This window comes from Modestobacter sp. SYSU DS0657 (assembly GCF_054050925.1).
In genome coordinates, this window is the sequence record NZ_JBJHAG010000007.1 from 87,496 (window position 1) to 105,491 (window position 17,996).

A 17,996-nucleotide genomic window follows, 5' to 3' on the forward strand; every position below is an offset into this window, starting at 1 on the left:
GTAGGGCAGGCGGATGACCGAGATCGACCCGAGGGACCCCGACTCCCTGTACGCCGAGGGTCCGGTGGCCACCGAGCCGCCGGACGACGACCTGCCCGAGACCTCCCCGCTGCGTGACTCCGGCGGGACGGGTCCCGGCCCCGACGACCTGGACCGGCTGCTGTGACCGCCGACCCGGAGTACCCGCCGCTGGACCCGAACGCACCGATGCCGGACGACCCCGGTCCGCTGCTGCCGGACACCCCGGACGACCTGCCCCCGGCCCCACCCGAGCCGGACCTGCCGGTCGAGCCCACCGTCGACCCGGATGGCCCGGACGATCCGGACGGCGTCCCCGCCTAGCCCGCGGGCGTCCGCGCCGCGGCGACCTCTGCGATCCCGTGGTCTCCGTGCTCGGGAGACCCCGAGATCGCAGCAGTCGCCCGGCCGGCTGACCTGACCCGCGGCGGTCAGCGCCGGTGCCAGCGCACCGCGCCGGCCGCCGCGAGCGACGCGACGACCAGCGACAGCCCGGCGCTGCGGCCCGCCACGTCCCGTCCCCGGCGGGCCACGAGCACCGCGGCCGCGTCCAGCGCGGTGAGCAGCAGGGTCACCTCCGTCGTCCGGCGGGCCTGCGGCGCGGGGGTGACCAGCAGGGCGGCGCCCATGGCGATGTTCCGGGCGGCGATGAGGCGCACCAGCAGCGGCAGCGCGACGTCGCCCCGCGCCGCCTGCTCGCGGACGCCGAGCACGCCGGCGATCGCCCGCGGCGCGAACAGCGCGCCGGTGCCCAGCCACACCGACAGCGAGCCGATGGTCTTGCGGGTGACGTCCCAGTCGCGAGTCATGACCGGCTGGTGCCCGGTCGCGGGCCCGGCCAACCGGCACCCAGCAGCACGAGCACGAGGGCCAGGAAGGGCAGGGTGGCGGTGCTGGCCACCCAGTCGCTGACCGTGGCGACGGCGAACGGCACGACGCCCGGGGAGTCCAGCGGCCCGATCACCCGGTCCAGGCCGAGCGCGGCCACCGAGGGCGGCATGGTGAGCAGCGCCGAGACCGCTCCGCCGGCGACGACGCCGGCCAGCACCGCGCCCGGCGCCCGGCGGACGGCGCGCAGCGCGATCGCGAACCCCCGGCGCAGCGCACCGGCCGACCGCAGCGGGCCGCCGTCCGGCAGCCCGGCGACCGCCCCGGTGACCCACAGCTGGGCGACCAGCCCCGTGGCGAAGCCGACGACGTCGACGGCCAGGGCGGCGGCGTAGCGCGGGTCGTCCCAGACGAGCACCTGCCGCAGCACGTCGGGGACGGCGTTCACCGACGCCGCGATGAGCGCAGCCAGGTAGGCGGCCCGCCACCGCCGGCCGAGCAGCCGCAGCGCGGCACCCAGCGTGGCGCCGGGGCGGGCCTCCGGGCCGGTCACGAGCGGGCCGCGACCAGCCCGGTCCAGCAGCCGACCAGCCTCGTCTCCTGTGCGACGACGGTGAGTCCGGCGTCCCGGCAGGCGCTCGCGACTGCCTCCGGGGTGGGGCGGTCGCCGTCGGCCGGGTGCCGGGAGACGGCGCGCAGCGGCCGGCTGTCGATGAGCCGGGCGGTCATCTCGCAGGAGTAGAAGCGCCCGCCCGGGCGCAGCACCCGGGCCGCCTCCCGGACGACGTCGCGCCACGGGCCGACGTGGTGCAGCACGTGGTAGCCGAACACCGCGTCGACGGAGGCGTCGTCCAGGGTCAGCGCGGTGGCGTCGCCCTGCTGCACGGTGACCCGGTCGCCGAGGTCGCGGGTCGCCGTGCGGGAGGCCTGCACCGAGGCCGGGAAGAGCTCGATGCCGGTGACGTGCTCGGCGCCGAAGCGCTCCACCGCCAGCCGCAGGCCGGTGCCGCGCCGACCGGTGCCCAGCTCCAGGGCCCGGCCACCGGGCACGTCCCCGCCCAGCCGGTGGAGGATCGCGGCCTCCGCGCGGCGCTGCACGAGGGCCCGCAGCCGGGCGTCGACCCACAGCCGGGTGCCGTCGACGAGCGTCGGCGGCACCCCCGGGGTTCGGGAGTCGGCAGGACCAGTCGTCTCGGGCACGGTCCGGTGGTGCCCGCGCGACCGCGGGCACAACCGTGCGGTGTCCGGGCGCCTCACCCCGGGCGGCTGGCACCCTGGCCGGCGTGCTGCTCGCCGACGTCGTCGCCGCCTCCGCCGCCGTCGCGGCCACCCGGTCGCGCACCGCCAAGGCCAGCGCGATCGCCGACCTGCTGCGGCGGGCGGACGCCGACGAAGTCGGCGCGGTCACCGGGTGGCTGGCCGGGGAGCCCCGCCAGGGCCGGCTCGGCGTCGGCTGGCGGACCCTGTCCCGGCTGGCCGGGAGCCCGGCGGAGGCGCCGTCGCTCGGCGTCGGCGGCGTGGACGCCGCGCTGGAGGAGCTGGCGACGACGTCGGGCACCGGCTCCGCGGCGCGGCGCGACGCGGCCCTGAGCGCGCTGCTGGGTGCGGCGACCGCGGACGAGCAGCAGTTCCTGGTCCGGCTCCTCACCGGCGAGCTGCGGCAGGGCGCGCTGGAGGGCGTGGTGCTCGACGCCATCGCCACCGCGGCCGACGTCCCGGCCGCGAGCGTGCGCCGGGCGTTCATGCTGTCGGGCAGCCTGCCGGGCACGGCGGCCGCGGCGCTGACCGGCGGGGTGGCGGCGCTGGACGCCGAGCGGCTGCGGGTCGGCCGCCCGGTGCGGCCGATGCTGGCCGGCCCCGGCTCGTCGCTGGACGCCGCACTGGCCGATCTCGGCAGCGAGGTCACCGTGGAGTTCAAGCTCGACGGCGCGCGCATCCAGGTGCACCGCGACGGCGAGCTGGTGCGGGTGTGGACCCGCACGCTCCGCGAGGTCACCGACGGGGTGCCCGAGCTGGTCGAGCGGGTGCGCGCGCTGCCGTGCCGGGCCTGCGTGCTCGACGGGGAGACCCTCGCGCTGGACGACGACGGCCGGCCGCGCGCCTTCCAGGACACGATGAGCCGGTTCGGCAGCGACGGGGCGGGTGGGGACGGCGGAGCCGGCCTGCTGCTCAGCCCGTTCTTCTTCGACCTGCTGCACCTGGACGGCCGGGACCTGCTCGACGAGCCGCTGACGGTGCGGCTGGACGCACTGGCCGGGCTGCTGGCCGCGCCCGAGCACGCGCCGCTGCGGATGCCCGGCGTCCGCCGTCCCACCGCGGAGCAGGCCGCGGCGGTGCTCGACGACGCGCTGGCCCACGGGCACGAGGGCGTGGTGGTCAAGGCCCTGGACGCGCCCTATGCGGCAGGCCGCCGGGGCCGCGCCTGGCAGAAGGTGAAGCCGGTGCACACCCTGGACCTGGTGGTGCTCGGCGCCGAGTGGGGTTACGGGCGGCGCACCGGCACGCTGTCCAACATCCACCTCGGCGCCCGCGACCCCGACGGCGGCGAGCCGGTGATGGTCGGCAAGACGTTCAAGGGGATGACCGACGAGCTGCTGGCCTGGCAGACCCGCACCTTCCCCGATTCCGCCGTGGAGCAGGCCGACTGGGGTGTGCGGCTGCGCCCGGAGCTGGTGGTGGAGATCGCCGTCGACGGAGCCCAGCGCAGCACCCGCTACCCCGGCGGCGTGGCGCTGCGGTTCGCCCGCGTGGTGCGGTACCGCCCGGACAAGACGCCGGCCGAGGCGGACACCCTCGACGCGGTCCGCGCCCTGTTCGCCGGAGGGTGAGCCGCGCCGCCGTCCGTCCGGCCGCGGCGCACCGGGCGGCAGGCCGGCTCACCCCGGGCGGTCAGTTCGGCAGCAGCCGCTTGGCCACGCCCTTGAGAGTGGCGCCGGCCCGGTAGGACTGCACCAGCCAGGAGTTGCAGACGATGTTCGCCCCGGCCAGCACCGGCACCGCGAACTGGGTGATCCGCTGCCGGCGCTGCCAGGTGGCGATCTCCGCCGGGGTGCCGGCGGCGGGGATGGTGGCGTCCTTGACCTCGACGGAGCCCGTCTGGCGCTCCGCCTCCTCGGCCAGCCGGCCGATCCGGGCGCCGCTGTAGGCGGCGAAGGCGGTGGCGCCCGCGCCGGCCACGGCGAGGCCGGCCTTCACCGCGCCCACCGTGCCGAAGCCCTGCTGCAGCGCCACCCGGCGCCCGCCCACCTGGGTCAGCCGCAGCCCCGCGACCAGGGTGGCGCCGATTCCGGCCCACTGCGCCGGCGCGAACCGGCCCCACGCGGCGCTGGCCACCCGCACCCGGTCGATGCCCTGCTCCAGGTCGGCGCCGGACTTGTTGACGCCGGCGACGCCCATCACCGTGCCCCCGAACCAGAGCGCGGAGCCCAGGTCGTGGACGGCTTGCGCGAGGACGTGGTTGTCGCTGGTGCTCATGCGTGCGGCCTCCTCTGTCGGCCGGGTGTCCGTGGGCTCAGACCTCCGTCGACTACCCGCACCCGGCCGCGCACACACCGCGACCAGTCAGGCCGCGACCGGTCGAACCGCGACCGGTCAGGCCGTGGCCACCCTCGGCGCGACCTCGGTGCCCAGCAGCTCGATGCCGCGCAGCAGGTCGGCGTGCGCCAGCCGCGGGTTGGTCATCTGCAGCGAGATCCGCTGCACCCCACCCAGCTGCTCGGAGACCCGCACCAGCTTGTCGGCCACCGTGTCGGGATCGCCCATGAAGAAGGCGCCGTTCGGGCCGCTGGTGGCGTCGAACTGGGCGCGGGTCGGCGGGGCGAAGCCGCGCTCGCGGGAGACCGAGGTGAACATCTGGTGCCAGCCGGGGTAGATGGTGTCCGCGGCCGCCTGGGTGCTCTCGGCGACGTACCCGAACACGTGCAGCCCCACCTGCAGGGTCTCGGGGGCGTGCCCGGCCTGGGCGCCGGCCCGCCGGTAGAGGTCGACCAGCGGCGCGAACTGACGGGGTTCCCCGCCGATGATCGCCACCATCAGCGGCAACCCCAGCAGCCCGGCCCGGACGAAGGACTCCGGCGTCCCGCCGACGCCGACCCAGATGGGCAGCGGGTCCTGCAGCGGGCGGGGGTAGACGCCCTGCCCGGTGAGCGCGGGGCGGTGCCGGCCGGACCAGGTGACGTGCTCGGAGTCGCGGATCCGCAGCAGCAGGTCCAGCTTCTCCTCGAACAGCTCGTCGTAGTCGGCCAGGCTGAGCCCGAACAGCGGGAACGCCTCGGTGAACGACCCGCGCCCGACCACCAGGTCGATCCGCCCCTTGGCGATCAGGTCGAGCGTGGCGAACTGCTGGAACACCCGCACCGGGTCGGCGGCGCTGAGCACGGCGACCGCGCTGCCTAGCCGGATCCGCGAGGTGCGGGCCGCGGCCGCGGCGAGGATGACCGGGGGCGCGGAGTCGTAGTACTCGGCCCGGTGGTGCTCACCGATGCCGAAGGAGTGCAGCCCCACCTGGTCGGCGAGGGCGATCTCCTCCAGCAGGTGCTCCATCCGCTCCTCGGGGCCGATGAGGCGCTCGGTCGAGGGGTCGGTGACGGCCGAGACGAAGCTGTCGACGCCGAGGTGCACGGGTCCTCCAGGTGGGTGGGGCAGCGGACCGGACCGATCAGGTTCAACGTTCAACCACAGTGAACCAGACCGCACGTTCCGCGGCCGGGCGTCAGCCTCCCGGACACTCCCCCTCGGCCGCCACCACCTCCTCGCCCGCGCCCCGGAGGACGCCACCGGGCCGGAGGTCCCCGACCCGGAGCGGCTGCGCCACTGGTACATCGAGGTGACCGGCAGGACGACGGCGACCCCCGCGCTCCCGCGGTGCAGCACCGCGCGCTGGACGCCGGTGAACTCCTCGACCAGGTCCCGCACCATGACTCCCCGGTGTCGGCCGCGACGGTGTCGAAGGGGGTGCACGTCGCTCGACCGGTTCCCGGGCGGCCGGCCCGGGGCTGCGGGACACTGGGGCGTGACCGACACGGCGGAACTGACCGCGGCCCGCAACTGGGCCGGCAACTACACCTACCGCGCCACCCGCCTGCACCGCCCGTCGAGCGTCGAGGAGGTGCAGGAGACCGTGGCCGCCGCACCCCGGGTGCGGGTGCTGGGCTCGCGGCACTCCTTCACCGACGTCGCCGACTCCGCCGAGCTGCTCTCCCTGGAGGCGGTGACCGGCACCGCCGTCGTCTCGCCCGACCGGCGCACGATCACCGTCGACGGCGGCGTCCGCTACGGCCAGCTGACCGAGGTGCTGCGCGAGCAGGGCCTGGCGCTGCACAACCTGGCCTCGCTCCCCCACATCTCGGTGGCCGGCGCGGTGGCCACCGCCACGCACGGGTCGGGCGTCGCCAACCGCAACCTCGCCGCGGCGGTGGCCGGGCTGGAGCTGGTCACCTCCACCGGCGAGGTGGTGCAGGCGGCCCGAGGTGACGCCGACTTCGCCGGCATGGTCGTCGGCCTCGGCGCGCTGGGGGCGGTCACCCGCGTCACGCTCGACGTCGAGCCAGCCTTCGAGGTGCGGCAGCGGGTGTTCGAGGGGCTGCCCTGGACGACCCTGGCCGAGCGGTTCGACGAGGTGATGTCGGCCGGGTACAGCGTCAGCCTCTTCACCCTCTTCGGCGACGCGGTGGACATGGCCTGGGTGAAGTCCCGCACCGACGCCGGCGAGGGCCCCGCGGGCGAGCTGTTCGGTGCAGTGGAGGCCGACGGGGAGCGGCACCCGATCCCCGGACTGCCGTCCGGCCCGGCGACCCTGCAGCAGGGGGTGCCCGGGCCGTGGTCGGACCGGCTGCCGCACTTCCGGATGGGCTTCACCCCGAGCAACGGCGACGAGATCCAGTCCGAGTACCTGGTGCCGCACCGGCACGCGGTGGCGGCGATCGACGCGGTGCGCTCGCTCGGCGACCGGATCCGCCCGCTGCTGCAGACCTGCGAGATCCGCACCATCGCCGCCGACGACCTCTGGATGAGCACCGCCCACGACGAGCCCAGCGTCGGCCTCCACTTCACGTGGCTGCCCCACCAGGCCGCCGTCGAGGAGCTGCTGGTGCACCTGGAAGCGGCCTTGGAGCCGTTCGGCCCCCGACCGCACTGGGGCAAGCTCTTCCTCGCCGACGCCGCGACGATCGCCGCCCGCTATCCGCGGCACGGCGACTTCGTGTCGCTCGTCGAGCGGCTGGACCCCCGCGGCGCCTTCCGCAACGACTGGTTCGAGCGGTACGTCGCCGGCTGAGCCGGCCGGGAGCAGGTCGCGCGGAGCGGCTCAGGCGCCGGTGCCCAGGTCGGCCGGGTCGGCGTTGGCGCCGCAGACGACGACGCCGACCCGCTCCCCCGCCGCCGGCACGTAGGCACCGGCGAGCAGCGCCGCCAGCGCGGTGGCACCGCCGGGCTCGGCGGCGACGTGCAGGTCCTGCCAGAGCAGGTGCCGGGCGGCCCGGACGGCGTCGGGGTCGACCAGCACCGACTGCACCCCGGTGGCCAGCGCGGTGCTGAACCCGTGCCCGCCGATCCGCCGGGCGCCCAGGGAGTCCGCGGCCAGCCCGGAGACCTCGACGTCGACCGGGCGCCCGGCGGCCAGCGCGGCCGACATGGTCGGGGTCCCGCGCGTCTCGACCGACACGACCCGGACCGACCCGGCGTAGAACGCCGCCATGCCGCCGATCAGCCCACCGCCGCCGGTCGCCACCAGCACGGTGTCCAGGTCGGGTGCCTGCCCGGCCAGCTCCCTGGCGACGGTGCCCTGCCCGGCGACGACGTCCCGGTCGTCGTAGGCGTGCACGTACAGCGCGCCCGGTGCCGACGCCCGGGCGCTGCTCGCCGCGGCCGCCTCGGCGTAGGAGGAGCCGGCGAGCACCGCGGTCGCGCCACGCTGCCGGATGCCGGCGACCTTCACCGGCGGTGCGGTCTCGGGCACGTAGACCTCGGCCGGGACGCCGAGCTCGCGAGCGGCGTGCGCGACCGCCAGGCCGTGGTTGCCCCCCGACGCGGTCACCACCAGCTCCGGCAGCTCGGGCACGGCCAGGAGCCGGTGGAACGCGCCGCGGGCCTTGAACGACCCGGTGTGCTGCAGCTGCTCCAGCTTGAGCACCACCGGCAGCCGGCGGCCGGCCAGCGGCACCTCCCAGACGATGGTCGGGGTGCGCCGGACCCACCCGCCGAGCCGGACGCCGGCCGCCTCGACCTCCGCCCGGGTGACCGGTGCGGGCAGGGTGATCTCCTCGGCTGTCACGCCGACGAGGCTAGATCCGTGTCCCCAGCCCTCGCGGGGACCGGGGACACGGACGGCTCAGTTCCCGCTGGCGAACGCCGAGTCGAAGGCGGCAGCGGGCGGGTCGAAGGCGAGCCGGCGGACGAACGCCAACGCCTCCGGTGCCCCGACCAGCCGGTCCATCCCAGCGTCCTCCCACTCCACCGAGATCGGCCCGGCGTAGCCGATGGTGTTCAGCATCCGGAAGCACGCCTCCCACGGGACGTCGCCGTGGCCGGTGGAGACGAAGTCCCAGCCGCGCCGCGGGTCGGCCCAGGGCAGGTGCGATCCCATCCGGCCGTTGCGGCCGTTGCCCACCTGGCGCTTCGCGTCCTTGCAGTCGACGTGGTAGATCCGGTCCTTGAAGTCCCAGAGGAAGCCGACCGGGTCCAGGTCCTGCCAGACGAAGTGCGACGGATCCCAGTTCAGCCCGAACGCCTCGCGGTGCCCGATCGCCTCGAGTGCCCGCACCGTCGTCCAGTAGTCGTAGGCGATCTCCGAGGGGTGCACCTCGTGCGCGAACTTCACCCCGACCTCGTCGAACACGTCCAGGATCGGGTTCCAGCGGGCGGCGAAGTCGGCGTACCCGTCGTCGATCATCGACTCGGGCACCGGCGGGAACATCGCCACGGTCTTCCAGATCTTCGAGCCGGTGAAGCCGACGACGACGTCCACACCGAGCGCCCGCGCGGCCCGGGCGGTGAGCTTCATCTCCTCCGCCGCCCGCTGCCGCACGCCCTCGGGGTCGCCGTCGCCCCACACCCGGGGGTGCACCATGCCGCGGTGCCGCTCGTCGATGGGGTCGTCGCAGACGGCCTGGCCGTTGAGGTGGTTGGAGATCGCGAACACCTGCAGGCCGTGCCGCTCCAGCAGGTCGAGCCGGTCACGCACGTAGGAGTCGTCCTCGGCGGCCCGGGCGACGTCGAGGTGGTCGCCCCAGCAGGCGATCTCCAGGCCGTCGTACCCCCAGCCGGAGGCGAGGCGGCACACCTCCTCGAACGGCAGGTCGGCCCACTGGCCGGTGAACAGGGTGACGGGGCGGGGCATCAGTTCTCTCCCGGGTGGTCGGTGGCGATCTCGGTCCAGGTGGAACGGTCGGCAGCGCTCTGCTCGACGGCGGCGAGCACCCGCTGCACCTGCAGGCCGTCGGCGAACGACGGCGTGGGCTGCTCACCGGCGGCCAGCGCGGTGACCAGGTCGACGACCTGGTGGGTGAAGCCGTGCTCGTAGCCCAGCCCGTGCCCGGCCGGCCACCAGGCGCCGATGTAGGGGTGCTCGGGCTCGGTGACCACGATCCGGCGGAAGCCCGCGGTGGCCGCCGGCTCGGCGCCGTCGAAGAAGTGCAGGACGTTCATGTCCTCGAAGTCGAAGGCCAGGCTGCCGGCCGAGCCGTTGACCTCGATCCGGATGGCGTTCTTGCGACCCAGCGCGAAGCGGGTCGCCTCGAAGGTGGCCAGCGCTCCTCCGGTGAACCGGCCGAGGAACACCGCGGCGTCGTCCACGGTGACCTCGCCCATGCCCTCGCCCCCGACGCCGCCCAGCTTGCCGCTGCTGGCCGGCAGCGGGCGCTTGCGGACGAACGTCTCCAGCAGCGCGCTGACCCCGGTGAGCCGCTCGCCGGTGATGAACTGGGTGAGGTCGACGATGTGCGCGCCGATGTCGCCGAGCGCGCCGGAGCCGGCCTTCTCCTTCTGCAGCCGCCAGGACATCGGGGCGGCGGGGTCGGCGATCCAGTCCTGCAGGTACTGGGCGCGCACGTGCCGGATCTCCCCCAGCCGCCCGTCGGCGACCAGCTGCCGGGCGAAGGCGATCGCGGGCACCCGGCGGTAGGTGAACCCGACCATCGCGCGGACGCCGGAGGCGGCGGCCCGCTCGGCCGCGGCGGCCATCGCCTCGGCCTCGGCCACGGAGTTGGCCAGCGGCTTCTCGCACAGCACGTGCTTGCCGGCGGCCAGCGCGGCGATCGCCATCTCGGCGTGGGTGTCGCCGGGGGTGCAGATGTCGACCAGGTCGACGTCGTCGCGCTCGAGGAGCCGGCGCCAGTCGGTCTCGGTCGACGACCAGCCGAGCTTGTCGGCGGCCTCGGCGACGCGGGCGGCATCCCGGCCGGCGAGCACGGTCAGCTGAGGATCCAGCGGGAGGTCGAAGAAGCGTGACGCGGTGCGCCAGGCGTGGGAGTGGGCGGCGCCCATGAAGGCGTAGCCGATGAGGCCGACGCGCAACGGCGGCCGGGCGGGGTGGGTCATTGCAGGCTCCAGGGATGGGACCGGTGCCGCCGGTGACCGGAGGTGGTCACCGGCGGCACCTGGGATGCGGTCAGGACTCGAACGCGTCGTCGATGTACTGGTCGACGTTCTCGCTGGTGACCACCGGCGCGTTGAGCACGATCTCCCGCGGCACCTCCTGGGACACCAGGTCGGACAGGCTCTTGTCCTGGGCGATCAGCCGGGCCAGCGAGATGCCGTCGGCGGCCTGGGTCGCCGGGTAGATGACGGTCGCCTCCAGCACCGAGTCACCGGACTGGATGTCCCGCATCGCGTTGGCCGAACCGGCCCCGCCGACCATGAAGAACTCGTCGCGGCCGGCGTTGTTGATCGCGGCCAGCACGCCGACGCCCTGGTCGTCGTCGTGGTTCCACAGCGCGTCGATCTCCGGGGCGGCCTGCAGCAGGTTCGCCGCCGCCTCCTCGCCGGACTCGACGGTGAACTCCGCGGCCACCCGGTTGTCGACGTCCAGGCCGCAGTCGGCGAGCGCGTCGGCGAAGCCCTGGCTGCGCTCCTGGGTGAGCGGCAGCGAGTCAATACCGGCGATCTCGGCGACCACGGCGTCGGGCTGGTCGCCCAGCCGGGAGCAGATGTAGGTGCCGGCGGAGACGCCCATCCCGTAGTTGTCGCCCAGGATGGTGGCCCGGGCGGCGAACGGGCTGGAGAACTCCCGGTCGACGTTGATCACCGGGATGCCGGCCTCCATCGCCCGCAGCGCGACCGGGGTCAGCGCGGCGCCGTCGAAGGGCAGGAGCACGATCGCGTCGACGCCCTCGTTGATGAACGTTTCGACCTGGGCGATCTGCGCGCTGACGTCGTTGGTGCCCTCGGCGACGATCAGGTCGACGTCCTCGTGCCGGTCGGCCTCGGCCTGGGCGGCATTGCTGATGCCGGCCATCCAGCCGTGGTCGGCGGCCGGCGCGGAGAAGCCGATCCGGACCGTCTCGCCGGTCTCGTCGTTCGAGCTGGCGACGTTGCTGCCGCCGTCGGAGGAGCCGGAGCTCTCCGGGGTGTTGCTGGTGCAGCCGGCCACCAGGGCACCGGCGCCGACCAGGCAGACGGCGGTGGACAGCAGGCGACCGTACGGACGCTGCTTCGTTGCAGACATGTTCTCTCCTCGCTGATCGCCGCCCTGGCTGCGCCGCCAGGGAGTCGGGTGGTGCGCCGGCGGGCCGGGTGGCCTGCCGGTGGTCGTGGGGCGGGGTCAGGCCGGCGGGCGGCCGCCGGAGTCGCCGGGGCGGGCGCCGGCCGGCCCACCGGCGGCGGCCGAGCCGCCGGGCAGGGCGCCGGCCGGGTTGCCGGGCGCCGCGGCACCGCCGCCGCGGGCCTTCTTGCGGGGACGCGCCCCGCCGGCGGCCAGCCGCTGCTGCAGCAGCACGGCGAGCACGATGATCACGCCGCGGGCCACGGCCTGTGCCGAGCTGGACAGGTTGTTCAGCGTGAAGACGTTGCCGAGCGTGGTGAAGATCAGCACGCCCAGGACGGTGCCGACGATGGTGCCGCGCCCGCCGACCAGCAGCGTCCCGCCGATCACGACGGCGGCGATCGCGTCCAGTTCCAGCAGGGTGCCGTGGGTGGAGCTGCCGGTCGTCGTCCGGGCCATCAGCATCACCGCGGCGATGCCGCAGGTGACGCCGGACAGCACGTACAGCCAGACGGTGTGCCGCTGCACCCGGATGCCGGCCAGCCGGGCGGCCTCGGCGTTGCCGCCGACGGCGAAGGTGCGGCGGCCGAACGTGGTGCGGTTGAGCAGCACCCAGCCGGCCGCGGCGACCAGGGCGAAAATGATCACCAGGGTGGGGATGCCGAGGACGTCGCCGCCGAAGAACTCGATGAACCCGCGGTCCTGGACGATCTGGGTGCGCCGGTTGGCGATGATCTCGGCCAGGCCTCGGGCGGCCGCGAGCATCGCCAGGGTGGCGATGAAGGCGACCAGCTTCCCGTACGCGATGACGATGCCGTTGACCAGTCCGGCACCGGCGCCGACCAGGATCGCGGTGCCGACCATGACGATCCAGTGGAAGTCCGCGGCCATCGCCTGGGTGGCCAGCGTCGTCGCCCAGACCGAGGACAGCGCGACCAGCGCCCCCACCGACAGGTCGATGCCGCCGCCGATGATCACGAACGTCATCCCGACGCTGACCACGCCGACGACGGCGGCCAGCCGCAGGATCGTCAGCACGTTGTCGACGTCGACGAAGCGCCCGGGCGCGGTGACGGCGCCGACGATGCAGAGCAGCACCAGGGCCACGACCAGCCCGAGGTTGCGCCCCAGCGGGCCGGCGAGCAGGCCCGGGCCCTTGCCGCGGCCGCCGTCCTCGGCGCCGGCCGCACTGCCCGACGGTGGTGCCGCAGTGGTGGTCTCGCTCATCACGCCACACCTCCGGGCGCGACTCCGGCCGCCGTCCGCTCCTCGCTCGTCCCTCGCTGCGATGCTCCGTCAACCGTCATCACGCCACGTCCCCTTCGCGTGCGGCACCCGAGGTCGGGGCCGCTCCTTCCATGACCATGTCGAGCACCTGGTGCTCGTCGAGCTCGTCGGCCGGACGGCGGGCGATGACGGCGCCGTCGGCCACCACCAGCACCTCGTCGGCGAGGCCGAGCACCTCCGGGATCTCGCTGGAGACGACGACCACGGCGACCCCGCGGTCGGCCAGCGCCCGGATCAGCGCGTAGATCTCCGAGCGCGCCCCGACGTCGACGCCCCGGGTGGGCTCGTCGAGCAACAGCACCCTGCAGTCCCGGAGCAGCCAGCGGGCCAGCACGACCTTCTGCTGGTTGCCGCCGGAGAGGGTGCGGACCTCGCGGTCGACGTCGACCGGCCGCAGGTCCAGCGCCTCGGCCTGGTCGCGCGCGGCCTTCCGCTCCGGCCCTCCGCCCAGGAAGCCGCCGCGGGCGAACCGGGCCAGGCTGGACAGCGTGATGTTGCGGTAGATCGGCTCACCCAGCAGCAGGCCCTGGCTCTTGCGCTCCTCCGGCGCCAGCCCGACCCCCGCGCCGACGGCGGCCGCGACGTCGCCGGGCCGCAGCCGGCGTCCGGCGACGTGCACCGTGCCGGTGGTGGCCCGCCGGGCGCCGTAGATCGTCTCGAGGATCTCCGACCGGCCGGAGCCGACGAGCCCGGCCAGGCCGAGCACCTCCCCCGGCCGGACATCGAAGGAGACGGCGCTGAACGTGCCGGCGAGCGACAGGTCGCGCACCTCCAGCACCGGCTCGGCGGTCTGGCCGGCGGACTCGCGGCGCTCCGGGAAGACGTACTCGATCGTGCGGCCGGTCATCAGCGTGATGACCTCGCCGGTGGAGGTCTCCCGCGCCGGCAGCCCGGTGGCCACCGTCCGGCCGTCCTTGAGCACGGTGATCCGGTCGCCGACCTCGCGGATCTCCTCCAGCCGGTGGGAGATGTAGACGACGGCGACGCCGTCGGCGGTGAGGTCGCGGACGACCTGGAACAGGTGGTCGACCTCTTCGCCGTCGAGCACCGCGGAGGGCTCGTCCATGACGATCAGCCGGGCGTCCTGGGACAGCGCGCGGGCCATGCTGACCATCTGCTGGGCAGCTGCCGACAGCGAGCCGACCTCGGCGGTGGGCCGGATCTCCGGGTGCCCGAGCCGGGCGAGCAGCTCACCGGCGGCCCGGTTCGCCTGGGCCGGCCGGGTGAGGCCCAGCCGGGAACGCTCCCGGCCGAGGAAGACGTTGTCGGCGACGGTCAGGCCGGCGACCAGGTCGAGCTCCTGGTAGATCGTCGCGATGCCCCGGCTCATCGCGGCCTGAGGGTCGCCCAGGGTGATCGGCTCGCCGTCCCAGCGGATCTCGCCCTCGTCGGGCTGGTGGGCGCCGGCCAGCACCTTGATCAGGGTCGACTTGCCGGCGCCGTTCTGGCCGAGCAGGCAGTGCACCTCCCCGGCGCGGACGTCGAGGTCGACGCCGTCCAGGGCCCGGACACCCGGGAACTGCTTGACGATGCCGCGCATCTCCAGCAGCGGGTCCTCCCGGAGCGGCGTCCGCGGTGGTGCGGCGGGCGCGTTCACGCGGGCGTCCCCGGAGCGGGGAACCGGACGACGGTCATCGGGTATCTCCTGACTTTTGCTCAACGGTGAACAGAAGTACGCGCAACAGGAGACTATGGTTGGGGTCACACAGGGGTCAAGGCCGCGGTCGCGCGTTACCGAACCGCAACCACGGAGCGGTGGGCAGGCGCCCGCGAGGCGCAGCCCTGGGCGCCCGGTGCCCTTCCTGGCGGGGAGCGGGTACGCGGCGCGCAGTCCCCGGCGGCTACTCGCCCGCTGCGGGCGGCGCGCGGGCAGGGGCTCAGGGGGCGGCTCAGGGGGCGGGGCTCAGCCGGCGGACGGGGTGCCGACTGCCGGCACCGGGGCGACTGGGAGGCCGGCCACCGGGATGTCGCTGCGGGCCGACTCGTAGACGGACTCCTCGTCCAGGAAGCCCTCGATCGCCATCAGCGCGGCACCCAGCCGGCCGGAGAGGTCCGGCGCGTCGCTGACCGTGATCTCCAGCGTGCGGGCCGCCAGCGGCAGCGACCGGCCGTAGACAGCCTCCCGGATCCCGGCCAGCAGCGGCGGCCCGGCCTGGGCCACCCCGCCGGTCATCACGATCCGGTGCGGGTTGAAGAAGTTGACCAGGCTGGCCAGCACCGTGCCGATGGTCCGCCCCGCGTTGCGCACCAGCTCCAGCGCGGGCCCGTCGCCGTGGGCCGCCAGCTGCACCAGCTCCCGGGTCGTGCTGGCCGGCAGGCCGGCCGCGATCGCGTCGCGCAGCAGCGCCCCGCCGCCGGCGATCGCCTCCAGGCAGTTCTCGTTGCCGCAGCGGCAGACCACCGGGCGCCCACCGGGTGGGGGCACCGAGATGTGCCCGATGTCCCCGGCGCTGCCCTGCGCCCCGCGGTAGACCTGGCCGTCGACGACGATGCCGCAGCCGATGCCGGTGCCGACCTTGACGACCAGCACGTCCTCGTCCGACCCGGCGACGCCCATCTCGCCCAGCGCCATCACGTTGACGTCGTTGTCGGCGAAGACCGGGCAGTCGTACCGGGCGAAGGCGCCGGGGATGGAGAAGTCGTGCCAGCCGGGCATGATCGGCGGGTGCACCGGCCGGCCGGTGGAGAACTCGACCGGGCCGGGCACCCCGATGCCGATCGCGCAGACGTCCTCGGTCGACAGCCCGGCCTCGGCGAGCACCTGCTGCGCCAGCCGGTCGACCTCGGCCAGCACCGGGCCGGGCCCCTCGCCGATGTCGATCGGGTGCCCGACGGTGGCCAGGATCTGCGCGGACAGGTCGGTGACCGCGACGTCGACGCTGGTGACCCCGAGGTCGACGGCGAGCACGCACCCCGCGCGGCTGTTGAAGCGGAGCAGGGTGGGCGGCCGGCCGCCGGTGGACCAGCCGCGGCCGCCCTCCTCCAGCAGGTTGGCGGCGATCAGCTGGTCGACGCGCGCGCTCACCGTGTTGCGGGCCGCCCCGGTGAGCGCGACCAGCTCCGCCCGGCTCCGCGCCCGGCCGGCGCGCACGTGCCGCAGCAGTGCGCCGGCCGAGGCAGAGGGGTGCGCCACGGCCGCCATCGTCGCACGCCGGAGCCGTGGCCGACCCCTCCGAGCGACCGGTTCGGCACACCCGGTCCCGACCACGGGGGCCGGTGGGCGAAGATCACCGGGACACCGACGTCGTCTCCAGGAGGGCAGCCGTGACCGCGACCGCGCCGGGCGCCCGGTTCGACGACCTGGTCGCCGGCACCGCGCTGCGCTGCCCGCCCCCGGACCGGGTGCTGGTCGCCGAGCGGGCCGATCAGGTGGCCGGTGTGCTGGCCGAGGTGGAGCGGGCGACAGCGGCCGGGAGCTGGGCGTTCGGCTACCTGGCCTACGAGGCGGCCGCCGGCCTGGACCCCGCGCTGCCCGTGGCCCCGCCCACCGGCGACGGCCTGCCGCTGGCCTGGTTCGGTCTCTGCGGCGCCCCCGAGGTGGTGCCGCCGGTCGCACCGTCGCCCGGGGAGCGGCCGCCCGCGCACTGGGCACCGGACTGGACCGACGACGAGCACGCCGCCGCGGTGGCCGCCGTCCGCGAGCACATCGCCGCCGGCGAGACCTACCAGTGCAACCTCACCGACCGGCTGCGCGCGCGCGACGTCGGTGACCCCGAGCGCCTCTACGCCGACCTGGCGCTGGCCCAGCGGGGCGCCTACAACGCGTTCCTGGACCTCGGCCGCTTCGTGATCGCCAGCGCCAGCCCCGAGTTGTTCTTCGAGTGGGACGGCGCACGGCTGCGCACCCGGCCGATGAAGGGCACCGCGGCCCGCGGCCGCACCACCGCCGAGGACGCCGTCCAGGCCGCCGCGCTGCGGGCCAGCGCCAAGGAGCAGGCGGAGAACCTGATGATCGTCGACCTGCTGCGCAACGACGTCGCCCAGGTGGCCGAGGTGGGCAGCGTGGCGGTGCCGGAGCTCTTCGCCCTGGAGCGCTACCCCACGGTGTGGCAGCTGACCTCGGAGGTCACCGGGCGCACCCGGGCCGACGTCGGCCTCGTCGACGTGCTGCGGGCGCTGTTCCCCTGCGGTTCGGTGACCGGGGCGCCCAAGCGGCGCACCATGCAGCTGATCGCCGAGCTCGAGCCGGCACCGCGCGGGGTGTACTGCGGTGCGGTCGGCCTGGTCGCTCCCCCGGGGGCGCCGTTCCGGGCCCGGTTCAACGTTGCCATCCGCACGGTGGTGGTCGACCGGAGCACCGGCGCGGCGGTCTACGGCGTGGGCGGCGGGATCACCTGGGGCTCGGATCCGGCCGCCGAGCGCGCCGAGGTGCGGGCCAAGGCCGCGGTGCTGACCGAGCCGGCCGGCGAGCACCAGCTCATCGAGACGATGGCGTTCCAGCCCGCTGCGGACCCCGACGGTGCGGTGCGCAACCTGGACCGGCACCTGGCCCGGCTGGCCGACTCGGCCGCCTTCCTCGGGTTCGCCTGCGACCCGGACCGGGTGCGCGCCGCGGTGGCCGGAGCCGTGGCCGGACGGAGCACGGGGGCGCGGGTCCGGCTGCTGCTGGACCGGGCCGGCGCGGTCACGGTGCAGCTCGCCGACCTGCCGCCGGCGCCGTCCGGACCGGTGCGGCTGGCGGTCGATCCCGAGCCGGTCGACTCCGGCAGCCGCTGGCTGCAGCACAAGACGACCCGGCGCGAGGTGTACACCGCGCGGGCCGCGCGGCACCCGGAGGCCGACGACGTCGTGCTGGTCAACGAGCGCGGCGAGGTCACCGAGACGACGGTCGCATCGCTGGCCGTGCGGATCGGGGGCACCTGGTGGACCCCGCCGGTCGACGTCGGCTGCCTGCCCGGGGTGGAGCGCGGCCGGCTGCTGGACGCCGGCGTGCTGCGCGAGCGGGTGCTGCGGATCGCCGACCTGGCCGGCGCCGAGGAGCTGGCGCTGGTCAGCTCGCTGCGCGGTTGGCGCCCCGCGGTGCTGGTGGACGCCCCGTCCCCCGGCTGACCAGCGGCCACGGGTCCGGGACGTCCGGCTCTCGGGGCCGCCCACCGCCGAGCAGGCTGGGCGCCGACAGCCACTCATCACCGAGCGGAGAGCGCCTTGGAGGCCGGGGTGACCCCGC

General features: G+C 75.3%; 17 protein-coding genes. 5 read left to right on the top strand and 12 right to left on the bottom strand.

From position 1 onward, the window contains the following. The first annotated feature begins 13 nt into the window (after nucleotides 1-13). Together ACI79A_RS06840 and ACI79A_RS06845 are read left to right on the top strand one after the other, a co-directional pair. Nucleotides 14-166 (top strand): hypothetical protein, encoded by a 153-nt coding sequence (locus ACI79A_RS06840; protein ID WP_457081310.1) that lies wholly within the window; start codon nucleotides 14-16, stop codon nucleotides 164-166. Then, entirely contained in the window at nucleotides 163-342 is a 180-nt protein-coding gene (locus ACI79A_RS06845) for a hypothetical protein (protein WP_457081312.1), read from the top strand. The genes ACI79A_RS06840 and ACI79A_RS06845 overlap by 4 nt, the downstream gene beginning before the upstream one ends. Nucleotides 343-449: 107 nt before the next feature. Here the strand turns inward: ACI79A_RS06845 and ACI79A_RS06850 are convergent, their stop codons facing one another. From ACI79A_RS06850 to ACI79A_RS06860, 3 genes are read right to left on the bottom strand one after another with little or no spacing between them, the layout of a single operon-like run. Further along, nucleotides 450-827 (bottom strand): DUF4267 domain-containing protein, encoded by a 378-nt coding sequence (locus tag ACI79A_RS06850; protein ID WP_457081314.1) that lies wholly within the window; start codon nucleotides 825-827, stop codon nucleotides 450-452. Continuing rightward, on the bottom strand, nucleotides 824-1,399 hold the full coding sequence (locus tag ACI79A_RS06855; RefSeq protein ID WP_457081316.1) for a hypothetical protein: 576 nt from the start codon (nucleotides 1,397-1,399) through the stop codon (nucleotides 824-826). Before ACI79A_RS06855 ends, ACI79A_RS06850 begins: the two co-directional genes overlap by 4 nt. After that, nucleotides 1,396-2,046, bottom strand: a complete 651-nt coding sequence (locus ACI79A_RS06860) for a class I SAM-dependent methyltransferase (RefSeq protein WP_457081318.1) — start codon at nucleotides 2,044-2,046, stop codon at nucleotides 1,396-1,398. Before ACI79A_RS06860 ends, ACI79A_RS06855 begins: the two co-directional genes overlap by 4 nt. Before the next feature lie 83 nt (nucleotides 2,047-2,129). Here ACI79A_RS06860 and ACI79A_RS06865 point away from each other — a divergent pair, with 83 nt between their 5' ends. After that, entirely contained in the window at nucleotides 2,130-3,674 is a 1,545-nt protein-coding gene (locus tag ACI79A_RS06865) for an ATP-dependent DNA ligase (RefSeq protein ID WP_457081320.1), read from the top strand. A gap of 61 nt (nucleotides 3,675-3,735) precedes the next feature. Here ACI79A_RS06865 and ACI79A_RS06870 read toward each other — a convergent pair whose 3' ends face one another. Together ACI79A_RS06870 and ACI79A_RS06875 are read right to left on the bottom strand one after the other, a co-directional pair. Further along, on the bottom strand, nucleotides 3,736-4,320 hold the full coding sequence (locus ACI79A_RS06870) for a hypothetical protein (RefSeq protein ID WP_457081322.1): 585 nt from the start codon (nucleotides 4,318-4,320) through the stop codon (nucleotides 3,736-3,738). A gap of 117 nt (nucleotides 4,321-4,437) precedes the next feature. Further along, nucleotides 4,438-5,466 carry an LLM class flavin-dependent oxidoreductase gene (locus ACI79A_RS06875; protein WP_457081324.1) on the bottom strand — a complete coding sequence of 343 codons (1,029 nt, stop codon included), beginning with the start codon at nucleotides 5,464-5,466 and terminating at the stop codon, nucleotides 4,438-4,440. Between the two features lie 391 nt (nucleotides 5,467-5,857). Between ACI79A_RS06875 and ACI79A_RS06880 the strand changes: the two genes are divergently transcribed. After that, nucleotides 5,858-7,120 (top strand): FAD-binding protein, encoded by a 1,263-nt coding sequence (locus tag ACI79A_RS06880; RefSeq protein WP_457081326.1) that lies wholly within the window; start codon nucleotides 5,858-5,860, stop codon nucleotides 7,118-7,120. Nucleotides 7,121-7,150: 30 nt separating this feature from the next. Here ACI79A_RS06880 and ACI79A_RS06885 read toward each other — a convergent pair whose 3' ends face one another. From ACI79A_RS06885 to ACI79A_RS06915, 7 genes are all read right to left on the bottom strand, one after another. After that, nucleotides 7,151-8,116 (bottom strand): serine/threonine dehydratase, encoded by a 966-nt coding sequence (locus tag ACI79A_RS06885; protein WP_457081328.1) that lies wholly within the window; start codon nucleotides 8,114-8,116, stop codon nucleotides 7,151-7,153. Nucleotides 8,117-8,173: 57 nt separating this feature from the next. Then, a complete protein-coding gene (locus ACI79A_RS06890) occupies nucleotides 8,174-9,181 on the bottom strand; it encodes a sugar phosphate isomerase/epimerase family protein (protein ID WP_457081331.1) in 1,008 nt (335 codons plus the stop codon). Then, nucleotides 9,181-10,380, bottom strand: coding sequence for a Gfo/Idh/MocA family protein (locus ACI79A_RS06895; RefSeq protein ID WP_457081333.1), 1,200 nt, complete (start codon nucleotides 10,378-10,380; stop codon nucleotides 9,181-9,183). The genes ACI79A_RS06890 and ACI79A_RS06895 overlap by 1 nt, the downstream gene beginning before the upstream one ends. A gap of 70 nt (nucleotides 10,381-10,450) precedes the next feature. Continuing rightward, a complete protein-coding gene (locus ACI79A_RS06900) occupies nucleotides 10,451-11,506 on the bottom strand; it encodes a substrate-binding domain-containing protein (protein ID WP_457081335.1) in 1,056 nt (351 codons plus the stop codon). 96 nt (nucleotides 11,507-11,602) lie between these two features. Next, a complete protein-coding gene (locus tag ACI79A_RS06905) occupies nucleotides 11,603-12,769 on the bottom strand; it encodes an ABC transporter permease (protein ID WP_457081337.1) in 1,167 nt (388 codons plus the stop codon). 79 nt (nucleotides 12,770-12,848) lie between these two features. After that, nucleotides 12,849-14,426 (bottom strand): sugar ABC transporter ATP-binding protein, encoded by a 1,578-nt coding sequence (locus ACI79A_RS06910; RefSeq protein ID WP_457081339.1) that lies wholly within the window; start codon nucleotides 14,424-14,426, stop codon nucleotides 12,849-12,851. 306 nt (nucleotides 14,427-14,732) lie between these two features. Continuing rightward, nucleotides 14,733-15,962, bottom strand: coding sequence for an ROK family transcriptional regulator (locus ACI79A_RS06915; RefSeq protein WP_457081341.1), 1,230 nt, complete (start codon nucleotides 15,960-15,962; stop codon nucleotides 14,733-14,735). Nucleotides 15,963-16,093: 131 nt separating this feature from the next. On the opposite strand from ACI79A_RS06915, the gene pabB reads away from it, so the two are divergent. Beyond that, nucleotides 16,094-17,878: an aminodeoxychorismate synthase component I gene (pabB, locus tag ACI79A_RS06920; protein WP_457081343.1), complete on the top strand. Its 1,785-nt coding sequence runs from the start codon at nucleotides 16,094-16,096 to the stop codon at nucleotides 17,876-17,878. Nucleotides 17,879-17,996 lie beyond the last annotated feature (118 nt).

Bases quoted from the DNA above. Each gene is read 5' to 3' on its own strand.
- ACI79A_RS06905 (WP_457081337.1), bottom strand. From the start codon at position 12,769: ATGAGCGAGACCACCACTGCGGCACCACCGTCGGGCAGTGCGGCCGGC.
- ACI79A_RS06850 (WP_457081314.1), bottom strand. From the start codon at position 827: ATGACTCGCGACTGGGACGTCACCCGCAAGACCATCGGCTCGCTGTCG.
- ACI79A_RS06895 (WP_457081333.1), bottom strand. From the start codon at position 10,380: ATGACCCACCCCGCCCGGCCGCCGTTGCGCGTCGGCCTCATCGGCTAC.
- ACI79A_RS06890 (WP_457081331.1), bottom strand. From the start codon at position 9,181: ATGCCCCGCCCCGTCACCCTGTTCACCGGCCAGTGGGCCGACCTGCCG.
- ACI79A_RS06900 (WP_457081335.1), bottom strand. From the start codon at position 11,506: ATGTCTGCAACGAAGCAGCGTCCGTACGGTCGCCTGCTGTCCACCGCC.
- ACI79A_RS06870 (WP_457081322.1), bottom strand. From the start codon at position 4,320: ATGAGCACCAGCGACAACCACGTCCTCGCGCAAGCCGTCCACGACCTG.
- ACI79A_RS06840 (WP_457081310.1), top strand. From the start codon at position 14: ATGACCGAGATCGACCCGAGGGACCCCGACTCCCTGTACGCCGAGGGT.